Genomic DNA, 25824 nt, shown 5'->3' on the forward strand with positions numbered 1-25824 from the left:
ATCGGTTTAAATTGCGAACGCCGCCTTCATCTTTCGCAATCCGAGCGAGGCGACTTCCGACGCGCTTAATCCGTCGAAATCTTCCATGAACAGCTCCAGCGACAAGTACCCGTTGTAACCGGCCGCGTGAAGAAGCTGCGCCATCCGCGCCAGCGGGGCGATGCCGTCGCCCGGAAACAGGCGATCCGAATCGGCTATCGTATCCCTTGGCGGTATCGCGCCATAATCGTTCGCATGCACGATGCCGATCCGCTCGCTGCTCAGCGTCGCTAACGTTTCCTGATCTGAGCCGCCGGTATACATATGGAACGGATCGAGCAAGAGCTTTGCGTTCGGCTTATCGGCAGCCAGGAGCACCTCGATGGTTTCCTCCAACCTGCTCAGCCGCTTTGCCCTGCCCCAAAATTCCAGATACGGCGTCACGCCCGTTGTTTCGCCAAGGTCCGATAACGCAGCGAAACGTTCCGCGATTTTATGAACGGAAGCACCTGTGACATCGCCGAACGACGGAGCGGCAACGGCGATGCAGCCGATCGCCGCCAGCATCTCCATCTCGTTTTTCGCCTGCTCGAGAGCCTCTTCTCGCACGGCCGCATCGTTATCCGCCCACCGGAAGAAAGCGATCGCGTTCGGCACTTCAAGCCCCGACCCTTGAATCTCGGATCGAAGCGAGTCTAACGACTCCCCTCCAGCCAAGTAATCTTCCATATCCCGAACCCATATCTCGATACCGTCATATCCGGCTTCCGCGGCAACGCGAAGTTGCTCCTTGAGCCCGAGACGGTACGGGAACAGCGTAGAAGCGTTCAGCGCGCTCTTGAACGGAAACGTCCGGGACGAATGATCTTTGTCGTTTACCATTCCACATTCACCGTCCTTTTTTCTTTGTTGCTCGCAAGTCCGAGCTCAATCAAGCGGATGGCGTCTCTTGCTTCCTCCGGTTTCACTTCCAATTCCGCGCGCCCGAGAATATGCTCGGCGACGTTGCGGAAGTAATGATGATAACCGCCGGGAAGCGTTTGAATTTGGCCGGAGAACCGCAAGCCGCCCATGTTCGCGTCGAGCGTTCCATGGCGGTCCTCGCGCTCGATGCCGTATCCCGCATCGAGCGGAGTAAGACCGGCTTTAAGCATGTCCTCTTGCGGATCTTCGCCGTACTTCACGAACGAACCTGTCGTGCCGTAAAGGGAATAACGCGGCCCCGGCTGCCGGACCAAAAGCGAAGAACGAAGCCTTACGTTCAGGCGATCCGCATAACTTAACGTCACCTCGAAGGCGTCATCCGCCCCGGCTCCGTCTCGCTGCGTACGGATATCTGCCGAAATCGCCTTCGGCTTGCCGAACAGGCACAACGCTTGATCGATCAAGTGAACGCCGAGATCGTAGAACACGCCCGACCCTAGCCGATCGCCCGCATCACGCCATCTGCCCGCCGTGACTTCCGGTCTATAGCGGTCCCAGCGGAATTCCGCTTCGCTAATCCGGCCCAGCCAGCCTTGCCCCAGCACTTGGCGGACGGTTTGATAATCGCCGTCCCATCGCCGGTTATGGAAGACGCTGATCACTTTGCCTTGTTGCTTCGCAAGGACCGCGAGTTCATCAGCTTCTTCGCTTGTCGTCGTGAACGGCTTCTCGACGATGACGTGTTTGCCGGCCAGCAGCGCGTCCTTCGCGAACGAATAATGATCCGTGCTCGGCGTCGTCACGACGACCAAGTCGATGTCGGGATCCGCGTACAGAGACTGGACATCTCTAACGACTTCCACGTGGGGATAACGCTCCTTCGATTTCTCCGAGCTGCGTTCCACCACTTTCGTCAATTGCAACTCGGGCACGGCGGATATGACCGGGGCATGGAAGGTGCGCCCGGCAAAGCCGTAGCCGATTAATCCGACCTTCAGCGGCGTGTCGCCCATAATCATCCTCTCCCTCTTCTTGTTTTTCTTCGATGCAGTTTGCTATACCAAGTATAGTAATACTTCCTCCTATATTCTAGAGCGGTCATGCCTTTTACCTGCTTAAAAACCAGGCAGAAATAATTTTCCTAAACAAATTGTCACAACTCCGCCGATTGTACGGGACCCGGGCTTGCTATACTAATATCAAGAAAATGCATGCTTAGGAGCGGCCAGATGAAACATGTTTTGCATCCGCATCCCCAATACCGGGATGCTTCCGAATTTATAACCTTATGTTACCGCGAGCTTGGCAAAAGCGAGGTTGAGCTCGACATGAGACTGGCCTCCGTTCGAGAGCAGTTGGCGTCGACCGGTACCTACGAGCATACCGTCGATGAATTGACGCATGGGGCTAAGCTCGCCTGGCGCAACAGCAACAAGTGCATCGGCCGGTTGTTCTGGGATACGTTGTCCGTCGTCGACGCTCGCGGCGTTCAGACCGAAGCAGACATGGCGGAAGCGTTGTTCTCCCATATCGAATCCGCGACGGGCGGCGGGGTGATCCGGCCTTTCATCACCGTTTTCGCTCCTTTAGCGGCGAACGATACCGCTGCCAGAGGCAACCGAATATGGAATCATCAATTAATCAGGTATGCCGGCTACGAATCGGAAGACGGCTCGATCATCGGAGACCCTGCTTCGCTCGCTTTCACCCGAGTTTGCTTAGAACTGGGATGGCGGGGAGAAGGAACGCCGTTTGACGTGCTGCCGCTTGTATTCAACCTCGCGGGCCGCGAACCCGTTTGGTTCGACATTCCGAAGAGCCTATTGCTCGAGGTGCAGATCAGGCATCCCGAGTATCCCGCTTTCGACGAGCTCGGGATCAAGTGGTATGCCGTTCCCATCGTTTCCGACATGGGACTTGAGATCGGAGGCATTCATTATCCGGCAGCTCCGTTCAACGGCTGGTACATGGGGACGGAGATCGGCGCCCGCAATTTGGCCGACGAGCGGCGTTACGGCTTGTTGCCCGCGATGGCCCATGCGATGGGACTCGAGACGGCGAGAGACTTTACGTTATGGAAGGACCGGGCGCTGGTTGAGCTGAACGTCGCCGTTCTGGACTCTTACCGGAAGAGCGGCGTAACCATCGTCGACCACCATACGGCGGCGCAGCAATTCGGACGGTTCGAAAAAAACGAAAGATCGAGCGGACGAGAAGCAACAGGGCGATGGTCCTGGCTAGTCCCGCCGCTATCTCCGGCTACGACCCCTATTTTTCATAATCGTTACAAAGACGATGAACGTTCTCCGAGATTCTATTACCAAAACGATGCGAAGCCTTGATAACAACGGGCTTCTTTTTTTCGTTCAAACCATTTTTTCGATTATGGCAATCATGAATACGCTCGGAATGAGGGGGAAATTTTGATTACTTTAATAATTCCCCTCCCGCGTTTGATCCGCATCCCTTATACTTGACTCGAAAGTTCATTGTATGATTTTCCCATTCGCTAACTTGAAGAGTGACCTCACCGTACTTTCACTTTCGGTATAAACTCATTCGAGTTTATATACAAGCAGCTGAGTCAGTCGCAAAGCGATCGCCATCCAGCCTTACTTAGATACGATTCGTATCGCACGCTGGAACGCTCGATTCTTGGAAAGAAAGGAGTGGAATGTTCTTCACCGTCAGGCAGAGAAAACATGAATGTAGGGTCGGCCACTAATTATTCGATTGGGAGGATTTATGTAATGGCTATCACGCAACCGCTTCGCAGCTTGGGTATGCGCCTGCTCATGACTACCGGCGTTTTGTTCGTTCTGCTTGCTTGTTCCTTGCTTATCGCGGAATTCGCTTCCGCTCACGGGTACGTCGATTCTCCGGCCAGCCGTTCTATTCTTTGCAAGCAAGGCGTCAACACGGATTGCGGCAATATCATTTACGAACCTCAAAGCTTGGAGACGACCAAAGGATTCCCTCAAGCAGGTCCCCCGGACGGGAAAATCGCCAGCGCGAACGGCGCATTCCCTAAGCTCGACGAGCAATCCAACACGCGCTGGAGCAAAGTTCAGATCAGCCCGGGTACGAGAACGTTCACATGGAAGTTCACGGCTAACCATGCTACGACGAGCTTCCGCTATTTTATCACCAAAACCAATTGGAACCCGAACTCCGCGCTAACGCGCGACCAGTTCGAGCTGACGCCATTCTGTACGCAAACGTACAACGGCGCGCAGCCTCCGATGACATACTCCCATGATTGCAACGTGCCAAGCCGGACCGGTTATCATGTCATCCTGGCCGTATGGGACGTCGACAACACGGCTAATGCCTTCTACAATGCCATCGACGTTCAATTCCCGACTGGACCTGCGGACACGACAGCGCCGACCGCTCCGTCCAATCTCGCTGCTTCCAACGTCGGCACGACAAGCGCTACGCTTGCTTGGAGCGGTTCGACGGACAATACGGCAGTTACCGGTTACAAAATATACAACGGCAGCTCGCATCTCGTCACGGTTCCCGCGACCTCGACGAGCCATACGTTAACCGGACTGACCTCATCGACTTCTTACGCCTTCAAAGTAACCGCGATAGACGCGGCCGGCAACGAATCGACGGCCAGCAATACCGTGAACGTCACGACCGGCCAAATCGTGGTCGATACGCAAGCGCCTTCCGCGCCTCCGGGTTTGCATGTTATGGGCGCTCCGACTTCTACAAGCATAATGCTCATGTGGAGTCCGTCCACGGATAACGTCGGCGTAAGCGGATATCGCATTTATCGCGGCACAACGCTGGTTGCAACCGTATCTTCCACGACGACCAGCTATACGGTAACCGGGTTATCGCCTTCAACCACGTACGCCTTCAGCGTCGTGGCGTTCGATGCCGCGGGCAATACGTCGGCTGCCAGCAACATTAGCGGTACGACAGCCGCTCCTCCGGCCGAAGCGCCATGGGCACCAGGCGTTCTGTATACGGTGGGAACGCGTGTCTCCTACAATGGCGCCATCTACGAATGCAGGCAAACCCATACCTCGTTGTCGGGTTGGGAGCCGCCGAACGTGCTTGCGTTATGGCTCCCCGTCTAACGTAATCCTTATATCAATCGAATCCCTTGTCTCCATGCCGGAGACAAGGGATTTTTCTGGAAAATTTTCGTTTACACGATTGCTCGCGCATGGTAAATTCTTTATAAAGAACATTGCGTTCTCTAAATCTGTACATATAGGAGGGAATCACTCATGGCCGTTTGGAAGAAGGTCTTAGGTTTGACCGTACTGCTGACGTTGCTAGCATTCCCGGCATCGGCTTTTGCCTCCAGTTACTCAAGCTACTCCGGGGATAACGGGAGCAAAGGCTTCTTCTCCAGCCTCTTCTCTATCTTCGGCAGTTCTTCCAGTAGCGGGTACAATTACGGAGGCAGCAGCTACGGCGGCAATGACAAGTACGACAATGACAAGGACAAAGGCAAGGACAAAGACAAGGACAAGGACAAAGGAAAAGATAAGGACAAGGATAAGGACAAAGATAAGGACAAGGATAAGGACAAAGGCGGCTTCTGGGATTGGTGGGAAGACGACTGGTGGGAAGATTACTGCTGGTGGGAAGACAACAAGGACGATTCCAAAAAGATTTGGGAAAAGTATTACTGCTACTAACGCGTAACCGGGCTGCGCCCTCGCGACGAATCGCGATGGACTTCAGCCCGGTTTCATTTTTAATGCGGTTATTCGATTAGTCCGTATTGCTTCAGCCGGTATTTGTACCCGCAGAACGTACAGCGGAAGACGATACTGTCGTCGCCGATCTCGAAGCTGAACCGTTCGTCGTCTTCCAGCTCGATAAATTCCCTGCCGTGTTCGTCCCTGTCTCCCGTCGCGAACAAATTCGTACGGTTGCCGCATTCGCATTCCAGATGCATCATGAACGATTAAGCCCCTTTCCCGATTTCTTTTGCCTTAAATGGCAGAAGCATCGCTCCCGCGACGATCGCGAGGCCCGAGGCATACCCCGCTAAGATGTCGGACAAATAATGGACGTGAAAATACAAGCGGCTAAGGCCAAGAAGCAGGATCATGAGGAAGCAAATTGCCGCCATCGTACCTTTGAGCCATCCCCGCATGCCGCTTCTCGCAACCGCAAACATCGCCAGGAGGCCGAACAAGATCATGCCCAGCATCGCGTTAGCGCTTGGGAAGCTTGCGCCGTCAACGGCGATTCCCCAAGCATCGGACGGACGAACTCGACCAATGCCGGCTTTAAGAACGGCATTCAAGCCGTACCCCGCGATCATCGCGCCAATCAGAATCGCTGCATGCCGCCACCCCATTCTCCAGCCGACGATAGCGGCGACTGCCAAAGTGATTGCGATAATTCCGGCGGTAGATCCGATTCCGCTCAGCGCCTTCATCGCGGCCGTTGCGCTCTCGCCTCGCCAGCCTGCCATATACGTCTGGAACGATCGGTCCATCGCATAGCCGCCTTGTTCGGGCAACGTCACACAGATGGCAATCAATCCCGCTGCGCCCGCTAGTAACGCTATAATCCATGTTAACCTATCACTTCGAATAAATACCGCCTCCGCCCGTTCGCTTTCGTTGCTTACTCTCCCTTGCTTCGTTATAATAAGCGATGATATGTTTACTTTACAAGACTTTCAATAGACAGGAATGGTTCGAATTGATGTATTTAGCCGATCAGTGGTCAGATTACGAGGTAATTGATACGGGAGACGGGGATAAATTGGAACGCTGGGGCAATTATGTCCTTCGACGTCCGGATCCGCAAATTATTTGGCCGATTGCCGATGAAACCGGGGAGTGGAAGCGTGCCGATGGGCATTATCACAGAAGCGCTTCCGGAGGCGGCAAGTGGGAGATGCGCCCAAGTCTGCCCGAGCGATGGACGATTGCGTACGGCGATCTGAAGTTCCATATTAAACCGACCAATTTCAAACATACGGGACTGTTCCCGGAGCAAGCGGTGAACTGGAGCTGGATGATGGACAAGATCCGGAAGGCCGGCAGGCCGATCCGCGTCCTGAATCTGTTTGCGTACTCCGGCGGCGCAACCGTCGCGGCCGCGGCGGCCGGAGCGGATGTATGCCATGTGGATGCCGCCAAAGGCATGGTCCAGTGGGCGAAGGACAACGCCACCTTATCCGGGCTTGAGTCCGCGCCGATCCGTTACATTACGGACGATGTATTCAAGTTCGTACAGCGCGAGCAGCGCAGAGGACGCCAGTACGACGCGATTATTATGGATCCTCCCTCCTACGGACGCGGTCCGAACGGAGAAACGTGGAAGCTGGAAGAGAATCTGTATCCCTTCCTGCAGACATGTACGACGATCCTCTCCGACAATCCGCTGTTCCTGCTGATCAACTCTTATACGACCGGTTTGTCGCCGACGGTTCTTCATAACTTGCTCCATATGGCCATGAAACCGAAGTACGGCGGAATGATCCACTGCGGCGAGATCGGCCTGCCTATCAAGAAGTCCGGGCTCCATCTGCCTTGCGGCATTTTGGGACGCTGGGAGTCGGAATAATGGCGATCCGCGTCCTGTTCGAAGACAATCACGTCTTGGCGGTCGTGAAACCTCCAGGGATCCCGTCGCAGGAAGACGAGACGCGCGATCCCGATATGCTCACGCTGCTGAAGGAGGACCTGAAAGTTCGCCATAACAAGCCCGGCAACGTCTTCCTGGGCCTTGTCCACCGGCTGGATCGCCCGGTCGGAGGCGCCATGGTGTTCGCCAAAACATCCAAAGCCGCTTCCCGGCTATCCGAAGCCGTGCGAAGCCGGATGTTCGGGAAGACGTACATGTGCGTTGTGCAGGGAACGCCGGCGAAACGCGCGGCTTCGCTTACGCATTACATTCGCAAGGATTCCAAACGCAATCAGGTCTCGGTGTTCGACTCTCCTGCACCTGAAGCAAAGGAAGCGATACTAGACTATGCGGTTATGGCTTCGAATCATGGCTTCAGCCTGATTGCCGTGAAGCTGCACACGGGAAGACCCCATCAAATCCGCGCCCAAATGGCGTTTATCGGATGTCCGCTCGTCGGCGATCTCAAGTATGGCGCAGCCAGAAGGAAGGATATTTCCGAAATCCTGCTTTGGTCCACCTCGGTATCCTTTCCCCATCCCGTAACGAAGGAGATGCTGACCTTTCGGTCCTTGCCGGAAAGCAGCTCCGCGTGGGCATGGTGGACGCAGGACGAACTCGATGCCGCTTCGACTGCCATGTTAGAAGTCGGCGGTTAGCGGCGACTAACCGATTGGCAGCCGAAGCCGCCCAGGAGAGGACGTAATCCGTTTGAGAAAAAGAAAAAACAAAAAAACATTCGCATATGTCGCTTTTACGATTTTGGCACTATTATCGATCGCTTTTGTCTTCATTTGGTTTCTCCCTACGTTTACAGGAACTTCTATAAACACGCCAAACGCAACGGAGATAGCCGACTCTGCTTCCCCTTCTGCGGCGCCGGCAACGGAGACGCCGTCCCCTACGCCCGATCCGACGCCTGCTCCGCCCGTCTTCGCCGAAGCGGTATGGATGGGGGTCGGCGATATTATGAGCCATTCCCCGCAGCTGCCGGGCGCTTACGACGCGGCTACCGGCAAGTATGATTTTAATCCCTTCTTCGCGAACGTCAAGCCGATTCTCGAGCAAGGCGACTGGGTGATGGCGAATTTGGAAACTCCGGTAGCCGGCGAGTCGTTCGGCTATTCCGGCTATCCGACCTTCAACGCGCCGACCGAGCTGGCGGAAGCTCTTCGGAATGCCGGCTTCAACTTGTTGTCCACCGCCAACAACCATTCGCTCGACAAAGGCGAGAAAGGCGTTCTTCGCACGCTGGAACATCTGAAGGCGCTGGGCCTGCAAGCCGTCGGTACGGCTTCTTCCCAAGCGGATGCCGATGCTCTAATCATCTCCGAGAAAAACGGCATTCGAATGGGACTGCTTGCGTACACCTATGGCACGAATGGCATTCCGATTCCCGAAGGCAAGCCTTATCTCGTAAATCTGATCGACGAAACCAAGATCAAAGGCGACATCAAGCGGCTGCGCGAAGCGGGAGCCGATATCGTGACGGTATCGCTCCACTTCGGCACGGAATACCAGACCGTCCCGAACGAGTCGCAGACGACGCTGGCGCGCGCCTTGGCCGCTGCCGGCGCCGATATCATCGCGGGCTCCCATCCCCACGTCCTGCAGCCTTACGAGGTTGTCGATACGTTTGATGAGCAGGGACGCCCGAAACAAGCGCTCATCATTTATTCGATGGGCAACTTCATCTCGAACCAACGCGGAGATTCCAAGGATTACGGCGTCATCTTCAAAGTAAACGTGAAAAAAAACATGTCGGACAAGTCCGTCCAATTGACGGAAGTGGAGGCGATTCCGACTTGGGTGCACCGTTACCGCCTCGACAAATCGTATCGTTATCGCGTGCTTCCCGTGGAGGCGACGATTGCTGCCGCGGACGACAAACTTCTGAAGCCAACCGATTACGAGATGCTGAAGAGGGACTTCGCGATGTTGACCGAACGGCTGAAATCTATGAAATGAACAAAGGGCTGTTCATGCCGCTTTTGGCGGCTGAACAGCCCTTCCTATATGGATGCGCGCCGCGGTCAATGATTCGCGACTTTGCCTAACAACAATACGAGCAATTGCTGGTTGTGCGCGGAGATGCGATCCAGCGACTCGCCGATCAAGTTGCTTCGAATGCCTCTCCCCCGCTCCGCCTCCGCCTTGCCTTGCTCCGAGACGGTAATCCATACGATGCGACGGTCCTGATCGTCCCGCGAACGAACGATGAGCCCGTTGCGTTCCATCCGATCAAGCAAGGTGGTGACGGCTGCCGGCGTCGTCGACAAATACGGAATGAGATCGGAAGGTTTCATCGGTTCCGAATCCAGAAGCAGCTCCAATACGTTCAGCTGGCCTTCGGTGAGCGGAGCCAGCGATTGCTCCAGATTGATTTTCCACTCGCGCGTCAGCTTCGTCCATACCTTCGTAAAGTCTTCGGAAATCATGCCATCCACCCGCTTCCTGTCCATTATGAATCTCCTAACTCTATTATACCTATCGCGAATGTCGAATAAAAGGTTAACGCAATTAATAGTTTGCGCGCCTTATCGCCATGATCCCGAACCGTTTGACAGCAGAAGACATATAATGAGGCGACAGCCCATGTTCGCGGGTATTTCGGCGAGCGAGACGTTAATTGGCATGAGGGAGCGTGATTCGGGTGGATGAACGGAAATCGGAAGTGATACGCAGAATCAAAGCTTACGGCATCATCAAAGACCCACAGTGGCTGGACCGCCCTGACGAGCTGGTTCCGCTGTGGGTCATGTTGGAAGCGATGCTGGAGCTTATCGAGCGATTTAATCCCCCGAATCAGCCTTATGATTGATGGAATGACGAGGCGGAACGGACAAACGTCGTTATGACATGATCAGGCTTCTCGATCGGGAACAGCGTCCTTCCGATCGACTTCCGCTCTTCAATCGGCGCCTTCTCCGAGTCGGCAGTCAAACGTGCGCCAGACGATGTAAGCGCAACGATTTCGAGCGGTTTCGTGCAGTAATAGGCGGCGATAAGCGCGGCGCCGTTGGAGCGTACCCGTTTGCCTTCCTTGAATTCGAACGTCTGGACGCCTTTCCCGCCTCTGCCTTGAATCGGATAATCAAGCAGAAGCGAACGTTTCGCGTAGCCGAGATCGGAGATGACGAGAATCTCGCCTTCATCGTCGGCGACCCATAACGCGGACGTTATCTCGTCGTCTTCCCTTAAAGCAATTCCCTTCACGCCTGTAGCGACGCGGCCCATCGGATTCACTTCGGATTCGTCGAAGCGGATGCTCATGCCGTTCTTCGAGACGAGAACGATATGTTTGGAGCCATCGCTCTGCGTGACGCTGATCACTTCGTCGCCGTCAGCGACCTTGCATGCGGCGACGGCCGTCGAACGCGTCGTCGCGTATTCCTTCAGCTCCGTCCGCTTGACCTGACCCCGCTTCGTGACGAAAACAAGCGATTGTCCCGATTCGTTTATGTCCTTCACCGGCAGGACGCTGACGATGCCGTCGTCCTTCGGCAGCGGAACGATATTGACGATCGCCGTCCCCGTATCCTTCCACTTGAATTCCGGAATTTGGTGGACGGGCAGCAAGTAGTATTGTCCCTTGCGCGTGAAGAGCAGCAAGCTATCGATCGTATTGACCAATAACATATCGCGGATGACGTCGCCTTCCTTCACGCCCGAATTGTCGAGCTCGCCTCCGGAACGCGTGAACGACAGCATGCTGGTCCGCTTCATGTAGCCGTCCTTGCTCAGCGTGACGAGAACATCCTCCGGCGTAACCATCACTTCAAGGTTAACCTTTAGCTCCTCGACCTCGCCCTGTATATCGGAACGGCGGTCTATACCGTACTTATCCCGAATTTCGGTCAATTCTTCGCGAATGACTCCGATCAGCTTTTTCTCGCTTTCCAGGATGGAACGCAAGTAAGCGATCCGGCGCTGCGCCTCCTTCAATTCCTTCTCCAGCGAAGTAATCTCCAGGTTCGTGAGCCTGTAGAGCTGCAAGGTCAGAATCGCGTCTGCTTGACGCTCCGTAAAGCCGAACTTCGCCACGAGATTGTCCTGCGCGTCTCCGCGGTTCTTCGACGCTTTAATCGTCGCGATGATCTCGTCCAGCAAATTCAGCGCCTTCACAAGTCCTTCGACGACATGCGCGCGATCTTCGGCTTTCTCAAGCTCGTATTTGGTGCGGTGGGTAACGACTTCCTTCTGATGGTCGACGTAAGCGGACAACATTGGCAGCAGGCCAAGCTGCTGCGGCGCTTTGTTGACGATGGCAACCATATTGAAGTTATACGTCACCTGCAGATCGGTTTTCTTCAACAAATAGGCAAGAATTCCGCTTGCGTCTGCATCCTTCTTCAGCTCGACGACGATGCGAAGCCCATTGCGGCCGCTCTCGTCGCGCACCTCCGCGATCCCCTCGACCTTTTTCTCCAGCCGAATGTTCTCCATCGCCGTGACAAGCCGCGATTTGACGACTTGATATGGAATTTCGGTGATGACGATCTGCTGCTTGCCGCCCCGCATATCCTCGATGGCCGTCTTCGAGCGAATATAAATGCGGCCTTTGCCCGTCGTATACGCTTCCCGAATCCCTTCTTCGCCCATGATCAGGCCGCCCGTCGGGAAGTCGGGGCCTTTCACGATGGCCATAAGCTGTTCAAGCGGCAGCTGCGGATTCGCCATAAAGGCGATGCAAGCGTCTATGATCTCGCGAAGGTTATGCGGTGGAATCTCCGTCGCGAAGCCGGAAGAGATACCGCTGACCCCGTTTACCAGCAGGTTTGGATAACGGGATGGCAGTACAACCGGCTCCTTCGTCGTATTATCGAAGTTGTCTTTGAACTGCACGGTTCGTTTGTCGATGTCGCGAAGCAGCTCCATCGCGATTTTGGACAACCGAGCTTCGGTATATCTCATCGCCGCCGCCGGATCGTCGTCCTGCGAACCCCAGTTGCCATGGCCGTCGACGAGCGGATGTCCCATCTTCCACGGCTGCGCCATGCGTACCATGCCTTCATAGATCGAAGAATCGCCGTGCGGATGATAGTTGCCCATGACGTCGCCTACCGTCTTGGCCGACTTGCGGTATGGCTTGTCCGGCGTATTGCCGGCATCGTACATGGCGTACAGGATACGCCGCTGCACGGGCTTAAGCCCGTCGCGGACGTCGGGAATGGCGCGGTCCTGAATGATGTATTTCGAATAACGTCCGAAGCGGTCTCCAACGACCTCCTCCAGGAACGCCGGCAGGAATTGTTCCAGGATACTCATGCTAATCCCCCTTACTCTTCAAATTCCGTAAAATCTACGTTCTCGATAATCCAGCGCTTGCGCGGATCCACCTTGTCGCCCATCAGCGTCGATACCCGGCGCTCCGCCTTGGCCGCGTCTTCGATCTGCACTTGCAGCAGCGTGCGCGATTCCGGATTCATCGTCGTTTCCCAAAGCTGGTCCGGGTTCATCTCCCCGAGACCCTTGTAGCGCTGAAGCTCGTAGCCTTTCCCGTATTCCTTCAAATAGTTCTGCAGCTGCTCGTCCGTCCACGCGTAACGCACCGTCTCGAGCTTCCCGGACTTGCGCGTAATCTTGAAGAGCGGCGGCTGCGCAATATAGATGCGACCGCTGTCGATCAGCGGTTTCATATACCGGTAGAAAAATGTCAGGAGCAGCACCTGGATATGGGCGCCGTCCGTGTCCGCATCCGTCATAATAATGATTTTGTTATAGTTGCTTTCTTCGGCTTCGAATTCCGGACCCACGCCCGCTCCGATCGCCGAAATGATCGCTTTGTACTCGTCGTTTTTGAGAATATCGACGAGCTTGGCCTTTTCCGGATTCATCGGCTTGCCCTTCAGAGGCAGAATCGCCTGATGTTTCGAATCCCTTCCCTGCTTGGCGGATCCGCCCGCGGAATCGCCTTCCACGATGAACAGCTCGTTGCGCGCGTAATCCTTCGATTGCGCCGGCGTCAGCTTGCCGCCCAGATTGGAGCTTTCGCTTTTTTTCTTGCCGCTGCGGATTTCCTCGCGCGCCTTGCGGGCCGCTTCGCGGGCCTTCGACGCCTGCACGGCCTTCTTCAGCAGCGATTGGGCGACCTGCGGGTTTTCCTCGAGGAACACTTGCATCTTCTCCGCGACGACGGCGTCCACCGCGCTGCGCGCGGAAGCGCTGCCGAGCTGATCCTTGGTCTGGCCGACGAACTCGACTTCGGACATCTTAATATTGATGACGGCCATCATGCCTTCGCGCAAATCGTTGCCTTCGAGATTTTTGTCCTTTTCCTTAAGCAGAGCGGCTTTGCGAGCATAATCGTTCATAACGCGCGTATACGCCGTTTTGAAGCCCGTCTCGTGCGTGCCGCCGCCGCGCGTAGGGATGGAATTGACGAATGACGCGATCGTTTCAGTATATCCGTCGTTATACTGGAGCGCGACTTCGACCTCGATGTCGTCGCGTTCGCCGGCGAAGTGGACGACGTCGTGCAAGACCGTCTTCTCCTCGTTCAGGAACTGCACGAACTCGCTTGCGCCGCCTTCGTAATGGAATACATCCGATTTGCCGCTTCGGTCGTCCTTGATCGTCACTTTCAACCCCGAATTCAGGAATGCGATCTCTTGCAGGCGTTCGGCAAGCGTATCGTAGTTGAACGACGTGCCGTTCTGGAATACCCTTCCATCCGGCTTGAACGTCACCTTCGTCCCCGTGCGGTTCGTATTGCCGATCTGTTCGAGGCCGGTCACCGGCTCGCCGACATGCTCTTTGCCGCTGTCGTCCACCCAATACTCGAATCTCATTTTATGTATTTTGCCGTCGCGGAAAATCTCGACCTCGAGCCATTCGGACAACGCGTTCGTAACCGAAGCGCCGACGCCATGGAGGCCGCCCGATTTCTTATAGCCGCCTCCGCCGAACTTGCCGCCCGCGTGGAGAATCGTATAGACGACCTGCGGCGTCGGAATGCCGGTCTTGTGCATGCCTGTCGGGATGCCCCGCCCGTTGTCGTGTACGGTGATGGAACCGTTCTTATGGAGCGTCACCTCGATCGAGGAACAAAACTTCGCCAAATGCTCGTCCACGGCGTTGTCGACGATCTCCCATACCAGATGGTGCAAACCGGAGACGCTGGTGCTTCCTATGTACATGCCAGGGCGTTTCCTAACTGCCGTCAATCCCTCGAGCACTTGTATATCATCGGCCTCGTAATTCCGTTCCGTGGCCGTTCCGTTCATGAATAAATCCATTTGCTCAGCCATGAGCTTCCCCCAGTCCGTAAATCTCGTTTATCTTCAAGCTATTTTAAAGCAAGACAATCCTTTCGTAAAGTCATGATCGTAAAGGATGTTTTGCTGCCGTTCCGGAACGGCCCCTTCCGGCGACCCATAATGCCGTAATGGCAAGCAATTTAACCATTTTATCAAATCGAACGAACGTTCGCAAAATAATCTTTGTTGTTCCGATAATAGCGGGACATCGTAACAGGACATCCCATTCCAAGGTCGTTCAGGAAACATGCGAAGTTGTTACCATGGTGCGCATTTCGGCCGTCCCTTATGCCGCGCGGATGAAAAAAGGATGCTGGATCAGCATCCTTTCCTCCATTCGGGACGATCCCGAAGCGGTTACATATACAAAGCGGCGAGCATAATCCCGAGCGTATGCCCGTATATTTCCCCGAATTGCTCAATGGGCAGCGGATTGACCCCGCTTCCCAGCTCCAGCGTAAAACCGGGCAGCCGGAAGTCTTGTATGAACCAATCCTTGTAGCCGGCCGTGCTGTCCACGTACCGGACCGCCTCGTATCCGCTGACGGCGGCGAATTCGTTCGCCAATACTTCGGATTGCGGCGGCTCGAGTCCCTCGAAGCCCCAATAGATAACCTGGCCTTGCGTATGGAACGCCAGTACGCGCTGGAATCCGCTGCCGCGCGTCAATTCCGCCAGCGCCTGCACCTCCGGCTCCGTGAGCGGAGCAGAACCCGAATAGTCGCGGGGCGCCGGCTCTTGCGGCCCCTGGACGGCATCGCGTTCCCACAAAGCCGGGAATTGTTTGTTCAGATCGACCCCGCGAATATTTGCTTTCCAGCCATCAAAATTTTCGCTGCCTCCGTTGATCGCAAGCGCTTCGCTGCGGTACGGTTCATAAGTCGGCAACCCGCTGACGACCAGATTGACGCCGTCAGGATTCACCATCGGCACGACCGATAGCGATGTGGTCAAATATTGCGGATACATCGCCAGCCCGCCAAGATCCGTGCTGTTCGTCAGCGCGAGCAAATAATCATTCAGGAATTGCATGATGACGGATGTCGTAATCCATTCGTTCGCATGGATCGATCCGTTGAAGTGAACTTTTTTCTGTCCGCCTCCGATAACGACTTCGGGAATCGACTTGCCCATCACCGACGAGCCGATCTCGGATCGCCTCAGGAACGGGTAGATATCCGCCAGCCGATTCAAGTCCTGCAGCAGCGATCCGTATCCGTACTCCCGCTTCGGTTCGACGACGCGGCTCGTAACCCTGCGCGGCACCGATACTTTGGAGCCGATGGACAGCAGTCCGCCTTGCAGCCCCGGGTTGCTTTGTATGAGCAGATCGACCGAAACGCCGTTCATCGTCGCGATGCGCCAAAGCGAATCTCCTGCGATGACCGTATGCTCCGCCCACATGTAACCCGGTATGTTAACCGTATCGCCGATCGCTAATGCTTGCGGGATCGCTTCGCGATTGGAATCCAAAATCAATTGATAAGGGACGCCGAACAAAATGCTGTATTTCCATAACGTATCCCCCGGCCTAACCTTCACTTGCATGCTTTTGCCTCCCCATACGTAAGCGGTCGTTCATGCTCCAATCGTGCAGTCGCATTCTACCTTATCGTATGGCGGGGATTAGCATGAGGTTCGGTTAGGGCGGATAACGCCTTTGACGAAACACGCCTATTTGTACTTGCTCCAGCTCGGATCGCTGTTGTCGAGCAAGTAAGAAAAATCGTTTTCTTTTTGCTTCTTCTCGCGTTTCTTCGCTTCTTCGGCTTCCTTGCGCTCGCGCTCTTTGCGATCTGTGTCTTCTTGCTTTAACTGATCGGATTGTTCTTTCAGCTTCTTAAGCACGTCCGCGCCGAGCAGCTCCTTCAGCGTCGCTCCTTGCTCCGGAGCCGCCGACGCGTTGTTTTGCTACTTATTGGATCCGTCATGCCGCTTCTGCTTCTTGCCCATAGCCGTTGTTCACCTACTTGCCGGAGTATTCGATAAATAAGGATTCCGCCGCAGTACGCGCCAGATATCTTGCAGCGTCGATATCGCCGGCGCTGGACAACGCAACGGCCATCCTGCGTCCGACCTTCGTTTCCGGCTTGCCGAATAAGCGCACTTGCGTATTCGGAACGGATAACGCCTCTTCGATGCCTCCGATCCGGAAGTCGCTTGCTTCGCGGTCCGCTTTGAGCGTATGGGACGCCCCCGGCGTCAGCAGCCGGATCGTTGGAATTGGGAAGCCCAATATCGCGCGCACATGCAGCGCGAACTCCGACAGATCCTGCGTCGCCATCGTCACCATGCCCGTATCGTGCGGACGCGGAGACACCTCGCTGAACAGGACGCCATTCGGCGTTATGAACAGTTCCACGCCATAGATGCCATAGCCGCCAAGCTCTTCCGTAATGCGAAGGGCGATATCTTCCGCCTCGCGAATATGGGCTTCGCTCATCGCATGCGGCTGCCACGATTCGATATAATCGCCGTCCTTCTGGACATGGCCGATCGGCGGGCAATAACTCGTGCCGGAGACGGAACGAACCGTCAAGAGCGTAATTTCCGAATCAAACGTAATAAATCCTTCGACGATGATGCGCGTCTTCTTGGCGCGCCCGCCTTCCATCGCGTAATTCCAGCAGCTCTCCAGCTCCGCTTCGGAGCGGCAGACGCTCTGGCCTTTGCCCGACGAGCTCATGATCGGTTTGATGACGCATGGGAATCCGAGCTCGCTTGCGGCGGCTCGCAGCTCCTCCAGCGAATCGGCGAACCGGTACGGCGCCGTCGGCAAGCCAAGCGTCTCGGCGGCAAGCCTGCGGATGCCTTCGCGGTCCATCGTTAAGCGGGCGGCGCGAGCGGTCGGGATGACGCGATGGCCTTCGCTCTCGAGCGCAAGAAGCGTCTCCGTTGCGATCGCCTCGATTTCCGGAACGATCAGGTCAGGTCGTTCCTCCTCGATGATGCGGCGAATCGCCTCTCCGTCCAGCATGTCGGTTACGTACTTCCGATGCGCGACCTGCATGGCCGGCGCGTTGTCGTACCGGTCGACGGCGATCGTCTCGACGCCAAGCCGCTGTGCTTCCAGCACGACTTCCTTGCCGAGCTCGCCGGAGCCGAGCAACATGATTTTACGGGCTTGCGAAGATAAAGGTGATCCATACATAACAAAAGAACCTCCTGGAAACATGATGTTTCCATTGTGGAGGTTCTTCGCCCAAAAATCAATATAAGGATGTTCAAAAGTCCGATTACGATTACGATGGGATGCCAAGTAGCTTACTCGACGTCGAATATTGAACTCAGCCGAAACTTCCGTTGCTCACGTAGCTCTGCTACGCTCCGCTACTCAGTTTCTAGCTTCATTCAATCTTCTCGGTACTCGAAACCGAACTTTTGAACTTTCATTTAACTCACATTCACTCAAACAAACTCAAACAAATTTGTACTGCGCTTCGATGAGGCCGTTGTAGACGCCTCTCTTTGCAATCAGTTCGGTATGGTTGCCCTGCTCGACGATCACGCCATGATCGAGCACGATGATTTCGTCCGCGTGGCGAATCGTCGACAACCGGTGGGCGATCATAAACGACGTTCTGCCTTTCAACAGCGTCTTCAGCGCCTCTTGGATTTTGAGCTCGGTTTCGGTATCGATGCTCGCGGTCGCTTCGTCCAAGATCAGAATCTTCGGATCGGCGAGCAGCGCGCGCGCGAAGGACAGCAGCTGCCGCTGACCCATCGAGAGCACGTTGCCGCGTTCCTCGACCTGCGTATCGTAGCCGTCCGGCAAACTCATGATGAAATCATGCGCGTGCACGGCTTGCGAGGCCTTGACGATTTCGTCGTCCGTCGCGTCCAATCGGCCGTAGCGGATATTGTCGCGAATCGATCCGGCGAAAATAAACGTGTCCTGAAGCACGATGCCGACCTGCGAACGAAGGCTTTCGATCGTCACGTCGCGAATATCGATGCCGTCGATCAGAACCCGGCCTTGCACGGGATCGTAAAACCGGCAAAGCAGGTTGATGATCGTGCTTTTGCCCGAACCTGTGTGACCTACCAGCGCGATGGACTGCCCTGCTTTTACCGAAATGCTGACGTTTTTGAGCGCCGGGCGGTTCGGTTCGTATTCGAAGACGAGATTCTCGAACGCGACGTCGCCTTTGATGGCCGGCAGCAGCCTTGCGCGTGGCGCCTCGGCTACCGTCGGCTCTTCGTCGATGAATTCGAAGATCCGCTCCGACGATGCCATAGCGATCAGCAGCTGCGAATACATTTGGCCGAGCCTGTTGATCGGCTCCCAGAAGTTGCCGATATAGTTGGCGAACACGACGAGCAAGCCGACCGTAATCGCTTTGTCCTCGATAAGCGAAGCGCCGTACCAGAACAGGATGCATGTGCCGATCGCGGACGTCACCTCGATGACGGGCCCGAACCCTTGGTTCAGCGCCGATGCTTTGTTCCACGACTTGACGTTGTCGCTGTTCATATGGTCGAAGAAGGCCATATTGTCCTTCTCCTGAACGTAGGATTGCGTCACCTTCATCCCTTGGATGCTTTCGTTCAAGTGAGCGTTGATGCGGGATTGTTTCATCCGCACCGTCTGCCATGCGAAGCGGATCTTCTTCCGCAGGGAGGACGATACCAGGAACATGACCGGCACGGTAATCATGACCGCAAGACCGAGCTTCACATTCAGCGCCAGCAAAATAATAACAATGCCTAGCAGCTGGATGCAGTCCATGAGCAAGTTGACGACGCCGTTCGTGAACAAGTCCTGCAGCGCGTTGACGTCATTCGTGACGCGCACGAGAACGGAACCCGCCGGCCGCTTGTCGTAGAAGCGGAACGACAGCTTCTGGATATGCTGGAACAAATGTTGGCGCAGGTCGTAAATGACGCTCTGGCCGATGATGTTCGTATATTTGATGCGGTACGTGTTGGACAGCCATTGGACGATGTACAGAACGAGCATGCCGGCGGCAACCGCCACTAGCTCCCACGCGCTGCGCGATCCGGATTCCGCGTTAAGAATGTTGTCGATCGCGTACAGCATGAGCAGCGGGATCGTCAGCCTCGTCAGCGTGCCGATGACCATCATAATAATGACGGGCATCAGCTGGCGCTTGTAAGGTTTCATGTACAGATACAACCGGCGAAGCTGCGCCCAGTTAAACGGCTTTTCGATCGCGTCGTCGTCCTGGTATACGAATCTTTCGTTTCTGTTTCTTGCGTTGGCATGCGTTTTTGCGCTCATTAGATCGAACTCCTCCGCGCTTCGTAGACTCCCGGTATTGGTTCGCGGCCGGACTCCGCCTTCTGCTTCTCGATGTAATCCGCGTACTGAATGCGATACGTATCCAAATAAGGCCCTTTTTGCGCGATTAATTGTTCATGCGTGCCCCGCTGCACGACATGCCCTTCATCCAAAACGATAATTTCGTCGGCGTGGCGGAGCGACGAGATGCGGTGAGCGATAATAAAGGTCGTTCTGCCGGCCATCAATTCCTTGAATCCGGCTTGAATTTCATGCTCCGTTTCCATGTCGACCGCGCTTGTCGCGTCGTCAAGGATCAGAATGCGCGGGTTTTTGATGAGCGCTCTTGCAATGGAGATCCGCTGCTTCTGGCCGCCCGACAACCCCATGCCCCTCTCGCCGACGACGGTGTCGTAGCCAAGCGGCATCTCCATAATAAAATCATGCGCCTTCGCAAGCTTTGCCGCCCGCATGATCGCTTCGTCCGTAACGTCGCGAACGCCGTAGGCGATATTGTCGCGAATGGAGGCGGAGAACAGGAACGTCTCCTGGAACACCGGCGCGATTTGGCGTCTTAGCGTTGCCACGTCGAGGTTCCGGATGTCCATGCCGTCCAGCGTGATGCTACCCTGCTTCACGTTATATGCTCGCATGAGCAGTTGAATGACCGTCGACTTGCCCGAACCCGTGGCGCCAAGAAAGCCGATGACGGAGCCCGCCGGAGCATCGATGTTAAGGTCCGTGATGGCCGGCGATTTGTCCGGATAGTTGAACGTGACGTTTTCGAAGCGGACATGGCCTTTTACTTGGCTGTCGTCAAGCTCGATCGCGTCTTGCACGCTTTTGACATGAATATGTTCGTTCAGCAGCGACAGCACGCGCTCGCCCGACGCTTTGAACTGCGTATAGTTGTTGATATGGAAGCCTAGGCCCCACATCGGACCGATAATGTACCAGATCAAGCTGAAGAACGCTACGAATTCCCCGAGCAGAAGCGAACCGTTAATGACCATGGTGCCGCCAGCAATGAGGAGAATGACCGCGCTAAGGTTCGCCGTCAGCTCCATCACCGGGAAGAAACGCGCCCAGATCGAAGCGGCGCCGACCTGATTTTGCTGATACGCTTCGCTCCGCACGGAAAACTTGTTCACTTCATGGGACTCTCTCGCGAACGACTTGACGGTGCGCACGCCCGTAATGTTCTCTTGCACGGCCGTCGTCAAATTGCTCATCGCTTGGCGCATTTCGCGGAATGCCGGATGGATCTGACGCTCGAACCGAAGCGCCAAGAAAGCCAGAATCGGCATCGGGATGAGTGTAATCAGCGTCAGCTGCCAATTCAGGTATAGCATCATGGCCCCGCCGAATACAACCATCAGCACCGTGTTCAAAATTTGCGCGAAGCCGAAGCCGATGAAGTTGCGGATCGCTTCCAGGTCGGCCGTCAAGCGGGACATGAGATCGCCCGTCTTCGCCTTATCGTAATATTGGAACGATAAGGTTTGCAGCTTATCGTACAACGCATTCCTCATGTGATAAGCGACTTTGTTGCCGAGTCTTCCTCCGTAGAAGCCGTGCAGGAACTGATTGAGCGCTTTCAATGAAATGACGCCCACCACGATCATCGCAAGCCCGGGCACCAGGTCGAACCTTGTTGGTTTGATAACGTCGTCGATCAGGTAACGCAACAAGTTCGGATAGACCAGGCCGAGCGCCGTCGCGATCATCAGGAACAAGATCGAGCCGATCAAGTACTTTCGCTCTGGCCAATAGAAGGCCTTTAACTGCCTCAGTACGTCCAAGTAAATCCATCTCCCCATCTCTGTTTTCTTAAGCATGAATGAATATTATCAGCATCGGTTAGGAGGAGCAAATTCGATAAAATTGCGAATTTTTGAGTGAAACCGCTTATTATGGCGATAGAGGAAATGGAAACCGACATACCTCCCAAATGATCTCGAATCGATGCCAAACTGTACGTATTGCTCCGTTTTTGCACGTTTGCACACAAAAATAAAAAAAGCTTTTGCCAGGCGGAACAACCCTGGCAAAAGCATTGAGCGAATCGTGATATGGAAGTAGGAAAAGATCAGTCTTTTTGGATATGGATCAACGATTCTCTCAGCTCGGTTAATTCGGCCGCCGCCGAACCGCCGGCTAACGATTGCCGCTTGCCTTCGGAGTAGGCGGAGACGTCGGAAGACAGCTTTTCCGCCGCCGCGTTTGCCGCTGCCGACCATATTCTGCCGTAATGATCCCGCCATGCGTCCGAAGCCGCGTTCGTCCATTGCTGGACCGATGGGACGATCAGGCCTTCAAGCTCCTTGCGAAGCAAAGCCTTGCCGTCTCCTTCAAAAAATTGACGCGGCGATTTGAAGCGGCTCCACAGCCATCTTGCCTCAATCCGCCCTTCTTCCCAAGGCAACGCTTCTTCCGGCGCGGAGAGCGATTGCGAAGCGAACGGCGCGGCGTCATAACCGGTCAACAGATTACCGAGCTCTTCCGAGCAGCTGCCGTACAATTGCTTCAGCGTACCGTTCATCGCTCGTTCGACGCGCAGCGACGTTGCTTGCAGCTCCTGTGCCAGCTCCCGCTGGATCAGCCGCTGCAGCTCGAGCCACCCGGTCCAGACGACCCGCTTCAAATCCCGTCCGTCATCCTGCAGGGAAGCGGGATTAAATGCCAAATGATAAAAATCGCCAAGCCGGAATTGGAGACGCTGCGCTACATAATAGAGCAGCTCCGTCATTTCCTGCTTCAACCCTTCAGGCAGAACGCTTCCGCGGAACCGATCGACCGGCGGCTGAACCTGAAGTAATGCCGCGGCCAGTTTCTCCCGCTCGGCTTCGCGGGCCGCCTCGTCGCCTTCCGCGCTACGGATCCAGCCTTCAATCAGGCTGACGGTCCGATTTAGCTCCTGTTCCGCGGAATCAATCGCCAGAGCGCCCAAATCCGTGGCGATGAAGGACATGAAGTCCTGCTCGAACGCGACGATTCTAGACCGCTCGACCAAAGAAGGAATACGGTCCTGCTTGCCGTCCAGCGCTTCAATGCTGGAGACGGGGTACAGCCTCGGATGACGGATCGCATGCTGCAGCAGATTGTGTTCGACATGCATCAGCACATGCTGCAGCTCCTCTTCGTCCGCAGCCAGATCGGCCGCGTTGACGATGAAGAACATTTTGTCCAGCTCGAACTGGTCCTTCACACGCCCCAGCTGATCCAAAAACTGCCGATCCGCTTGGGAGAAAGCATGGTTGTAATACGTGACGAAGAGGACCGCGTCCGCGTTTTTGATATAGTTGAACGAGACGCCCGTGTGCCTTGCGTTCACGGAGTCCGCCCCAGGCGTGTCGACAAGCACGATGCCTTCCGACGTTAACGGGCAATCGTAATGGAAGTCGATCTCGCTCACGAAGCAGGATCGGGATTCGTCAGCCACATATGACGCATATTCGTCACGGTCCACATGCAGCTCCGTACCGAGCAGCGCTTCATGCGCTTGCCAACCGTTCCGGGCGGCTCGAAGGAAGCTGTAATGCGGCCTTCCGCCAGCTCCGATTGCGTCCGGCGATAATTTATCGATCAATGATAGAATCGCTTGCCCGTCTGGCAACGTATCCTTCGTCGCTTGTTCGCCTAGCAGTGACAACGAGTAACGCAGATCGTCAAGCATCGCTTCCTTCGCCTTCATCGCGACGCGAGCCGTTCCGTGTCCGAACTGCTCCGTTGGCGGCATAAGCCTGTTAATCGCCGCGGTCGTCGGATTCGGCGACACGGGAAGCACGGCTTCGCCGATCAAAGCGTTCGCTAGCGAAGATTTGCCCGCGCTGAACGCGCCGAATAACGCGATCGTGAATCGGCTGTTCCCGAGCCGGTCGGCTTTCTCTCTCAAAGCCGTAGCTGGAGCTTGCAGCAGCTTATGAGGCGCAAGCAGTTCCGATGCTAATCGCATGCGCTTCGCCGCTGCCAGCTGCTTCGAACGGATGGTTGAAGATTGTTCCGGAGCAAGGTCTTCCACTGCCGACGCCGCAAGCTTGGCGGCAGCGACCTGCCGCTTCGCGTGCAATGATTCGTCTTGGCCGTACGAATGCTGTAGCTGCTCCGGCGCGTCTGCCTCCGTGCTCGCAGCTTCTCCTTGACGATTGGCATCCGTCAAGCGGGCGATTGCGTCCGGATGCGGCAGAACAGGTTGATCCGGCCGGGCAGGCAAGCTCGCAAGGATATGAGCTTCCTTCCGTTCTGCTTCCAGGTCCAGCTCCGAGAGCGCGTCGACTGCAGCCGTCCTGCCTCGAAGCTCCTCGACCTGGGCTTTCGCGATCGCGATCGCGGCTTCGCCGGAAGCCGCAGCATGATCAGCCAAATCATCGATGATCTCCAGCGCGCGTCTCCGAAATTCGCTCTTCACGTCAGCGGACAACTCCTTGCTGAACGTCATCGTATATTCGTTGCCGAATACGGCTCCTTGTTTCACGCGCGACTCCAGCCATTCGCCATCCGGCTGCCAACCGAGCTTCTCCGCCAACCGGCCTTCAAGCTCTTCTGACGCATATCCCGCGCCGGAAGCCGCTTGCCGGAGCAGCTGCTTCACATGCCAATCGATCGACGCGTTCGTTAAACTGACGAGCTCGCCTCGAAACGATTCCAGACGCCGCTCTTGCTCTGCAGCCGTCTTCGCCCCGGAGAACAGCAGCCCCGCCTTGAAGCCGGGGCGGCGGCTATCCAGAAACGCATGAGCGAGATCGCGCAGAGCGGCCGGCGTAATGTTGGCATTATCCAGAATGGATTGAAGCTCCTTGCGCAAATTCGACCGGTACGTCTCCTTCTCGGCTGCAAGCGTATCGAGACGGCTCGTCAGTCGTGCCGCTTCGGCCTTGACGACCGCCAGCGCCTCTTCGCCTCCCGCTTCCGCGATTAGGCGATCCCGCTCCGGCTCGCTCCGTTCTTTCGCCCATTTGACATGCTCCGCCGCCAAATGACGAAGCGATGCATCTACGCTGTAGGCGCATAAAGCATCGCGGCTTATTTTGAGCTGCCCGATCAATGCCATGAGGACATCCCACTGGTGTTGCGGATGCTCAGGCTTGCGCAAGGACAAATACATGATGCCCGCCGGCTCCAAATGCCAAGCATGGAACGCCTCCTCGACGCTGCGTTTGTACGCGTCGAAGCTAAGCTCGCGATCCCGGTGTTTATCGATCTGGTTTACGATAAAATAGAGAGGTTTGCCCCAATCCTTTAAGCTTTTCGCGAACGCGAAATTAATCTCCGACTGGACATGATTGTAGTCCATGACATAAAAAACGACATCCGCCAAGTGCAGCGCGGATTCGGTAGCCAGCCGATGGGCGTCGTCGGTCGAATCGATTCCCGGCGTATCCAGCAGCGTCAGGTCGTTCCCTAGCAGCTCGCTAGGATAATGGATCGATACGGACAAAAAACGCTCGCCGTCCTTGCAATAAGTATCAAGCTCCCCGATCGGGACCTCCGCGTGCGCGCGCATCCCGTCCGATTCCGTCTCCACCGATGCATATGCGCGTTCGCCGCCGCGTATCGAGACGACGTTCGCGCTCGTCGGAATCGGGCTGGACGGGAGCAGCTTCGCGCCGCAAAGCGCGTTTACGAGCGTGGACTTGCCCGCCGAGAAATGTCCGCATAAAGCAACAGTAAGCCGACCTTCGGTCAGCTTACTGTTCAGCTCCTGCGCTTGTACGGCCCTTTGATGATCGCCTGCTGCGTCCATCTCGGCGCCGATATTGCGTAACGCTTCAGCTATGTTCTGCACGTTCATTACTGTCATCTCCG

The 25824-nt window shown here is 55.6% G+C and carries 19 protein-coding genes and 1 pseudogene; 7 read left to right on the forward strand and 13 right to left on the reverse strand.

What is annotated here, in order from left to right; genetic code table 11:
- Positions 1–6 precede the first annotated feature (6 nt).
- Together RB620_RS01735 and RB620_RS01740 are read right to left on the reverse strand one after the other, a co-directional pair.
- The gene (locus RB620_RS01735; protein ID WP_308091780.1) at positions 7–861 is read right to left on the reverse strand and encodes a sugar phosphate isomerase/epimerase family protein; all 855 of its coding nucleotides are present in this window, start codon (positions 859–861) and stop codon (positions 7–9) included.
- Complete coding sequence (locus RB620_RS01740) at positions 855–1922, reverse strand: oxidoreductase (protein WP_308091781.1); 1068 nt, start codon at positions 1920–1922, stop codon at positions 855–857. Before RB620_RS01740 ends, RB620_RS01735 begins: the two co-directional genes overlap by 7 nt.
- Before the next feature lie 210 nt (positions 1923–2132).
- On the opposite strand from RB620_RS01740, the gene RB620_RS01745 reads away from it, so the two are divergent.
- The 3 genes from RB620_RS01745 (at position 2133) to RB620_RS01755 (ending at position 5567) form a co-directional block, all read left to right on the forward strand.
- Complete coding sequence (locus RB620_RS01745; RefSeq protein WP_308091782.1) at positions 2133–3245, forward strand: nitric oxide synthase oxygenase; 1113 nt, start codon at positions 2133–2135, stop codon at positions 3243–3245.
- Between the two features lie 408 nt (positions 3246–3653).
- Positions 3654–4997 carry a lytic polysaccharide monooxygenase gene (locus tag RB620_RS01750; RefSeq protein WP_308091783.1) on the forward strand — a complete coding sequence of 448 codons (1344 nt, stop codon included), beginning with the start codon at positions 3654–3656 and terminating at the stop codon, positions 4995–4997.
- 153 nt (positions 4998–5150) lie between these two features.
- Complete coding sequence (locus RB620_RS01755; RefSeq protein ID WP_308091784.1) at positions 5151–5567, forward strand: hypothetical protein; 417 nt, start codon at positions 5151–5153, stop codon at positions 5565–5567.
- 68 nt (positions 5568–5635) lie between these two features.
- Here the strand turns inward: RB620_RS01755 and RB620_RS01760 are convergent, their stop codons facing one another.
- The gene (locus RB620_RS01760) at positions 5636–5833 is read right to left on the reverse strand and encodes a hypothetical protein (RefSeq protein ID WP_308091785.1); all 198 of its coding nucleotides are present in this window, start codon (positions 5831–5833) and stop codon (positions 5636–5638) included.
- Between the two features lie 6 nt (positions 5834–5839).
- Positions 5840–6424: a phosphatase PAP2 family protein gene (locus RB620_RS01765; protein WP_308091786.1), complete on the reverse strand. Its 585-nt coding sequence runs from the start codon at positions 6422–6424 to the stop codon at positions 5840–5842.
- A 167-nt stretch (positions 6425–6591) separates the two neighbouring features.
- Between RB620_RS01765 and RB620_RS01770 the strand changes: the two genes are divergently transcribed.
- Genes RB620_RS01770 through RB620_RS01780 form a run of 3 tightly spaced genes read left to right on the forward strand, consistent with a single transcriptional unit; the run spans position 6592 to position 9486 of the window.
- Positions 6592–7458: a class I SAM-dependent methyltransferase gene (locus RB620_RS01770; protein ID WP_308091932.1), complete on the forward strand. Its 867-nt coding sequence runs from the start codon at positions 6592–6594 to the stop codon at positions 7456–7458.
- The gene (locus tag RB620_RS01775) at positions 7458–8177 is read left to right on the forward strand and encodes an RluA family pseudouridine synthase (protein ID WP_308091787.1); all 720 of its coding nucleotides are present in this window, start codon (positions 7458–7460) and stop codon (positions 8175–8177) included. Before RB620_RS01770 ends, RB620_RS01775 begins: the two co-directional genes overlap by 1 nt.
- 52 nt (positions 8178–8229) lie before the next feature.
- Positions 8230–9486 carry a CapA family protein gene (locus tag RB620_RS01780; protein ID WP_308091788.1) on the forward strand — a complete coding sequence of 419 codons (1257 nt, stop codon included), beginning with the start codon at positions 8230–8232 and terminating at the stop codon, positions 9484–9486.
- A gap of 65 nt (positions 9487–9551) precedes the next feature.
- Here the strand turns inward: RB620_RS01780 and RB620_RS01785 are convergent, their stop codons facing one another.
- Entirely contained in the window at positions 9552–9956 is a 405-nt protein-coding gene (locus RB620_RS01785) for a MarR family winged helix-turn-helix transcriptional regulator (RefSeq protein ID WP_308091933.1), read from the reverse strand.
- A 215-nt stretch (positions 9957–10171) separates the two neighbouring features.
- On the opposite strand from RB620_RS01785, the gene RB620_RS01790 reads away from it, so the two are divergent.
- A complete protein-coding gene (locus RB620_RS01790; RefSeq protein WP_308091789.1) occupies positions 10172–10339 on the forward strand; it encodes a hypothetical protein in 168 nt (55 codons plus the stop codon).
- Here RB620_RS01790 and gyrA read toward each other — a convergent pair.
- The 8 genes and pseudogenes from gyrA to RB620_RS01830 form a co-directional block, all read right to left on the reverse strand.
- Positions 10330–12786 (reverse strand): DNA gyrase subunit A, encoded by a 2457-nt coding sequence (gyrA, locus tag RB620_RS01795; RefSeq protein WP_308091790.1) that lies wholly within the window; start codon positions 12784–12786, stop codon positions 10330–10332. The two genes, RB620_RS01790 and gyrA, sit on opposite strands and share 10 nt — an antisense overlap.
- Positions 12787–12797: 11 nt before the next feature.
- Positions 12798–14768, reverse strand: a complete 1971-nt coding sequence (gene parE, locus RB620_RS01800) for a DNA topoisomerase IV subunit B (protein WP_308091792.1) — start codon at positions 14766–14768, stop codon at positions 12798–12800.
- 366 nt (positions 14769–15134) lie between these two features.
- A complete protein-coding gene (locus tag RB620_RS01805) occupies positions 15135–16325 on the reverse strand; it encodes a M14 family zinc carboxypeptidase (RefSeq protein WP_308091793.1) in 1191 nt (396 codons plus the stop codon).
- 126 nt (positions 16326–16451) lie between these two features.
- A pseudogene (locus tag RB620_RS01810) lies at positions 16452–16652 on the reverse strand (DUF3886 domain-containing protein); the annotation flags it as partial.
- 91 nt (positions 16653–16743) lie between these two features.
- Positions 16744–17928, reverse strand: coding sequence for a formate-dependent phosphoribosylglycinamide formyltransferase (gene purT / locus RB620_RS01815; RefSeq protein WP_308091794.1), 1185 nt, complete (start codon positions 17926–17928; stop codon positions 16744–16746).
- 267 nt (positions 17929–18195) lie between these two features.
- Positions 18196–20019: an ABC transporter ATP-binding protein gene (locus RB620_RS01820; protein WP_308091795.1), complete on the reverse strand. Its 1824-nt coding sequence runs from the start codon at positions 20017–20019 to the stop codon at positions 18196–18198.
- Positions 20019–21821 carry an ABC transporter ATP-binding protein gene (locus RB620_RS01825; protein WP_308091796.1) on the reverse strand — a complete coding sequence of 601 codons (1803 nt, stop codon included), beginning with the start codon at positions 21819–21821 and terminating at the stop codon, positions 20019–20021. Before RB620_RS01825 ends, RB620_RS01820 begins: the two co-directional genes overlap by 1 nt.
- 287 nt (positions 21822–22108) lie before the next feature.
- The gene (locus RB620_RS01830) at positions 22109–25810 is read right to left on the reverse strand and encodes a dynamin family protein (protein ID WP_308091797.1); all 3702 of its coding nucleotides are present in this window, start codon (positions 25808–25810) and stop codon (positions 22109–22111) included.
- Positions 25811–25824 lie beyond the last annotated feature (14 nt).

Origin of the sequence: Paenibacillus sp. LHD-117 (assembly GCF_030929555.1) — a bacterium.
Classification (GTDB): domain Bacteria; phylum Bacillota; class Bacilli; order Paenibacillales; family Paenibacillaceae; genus Pristimantibacillus.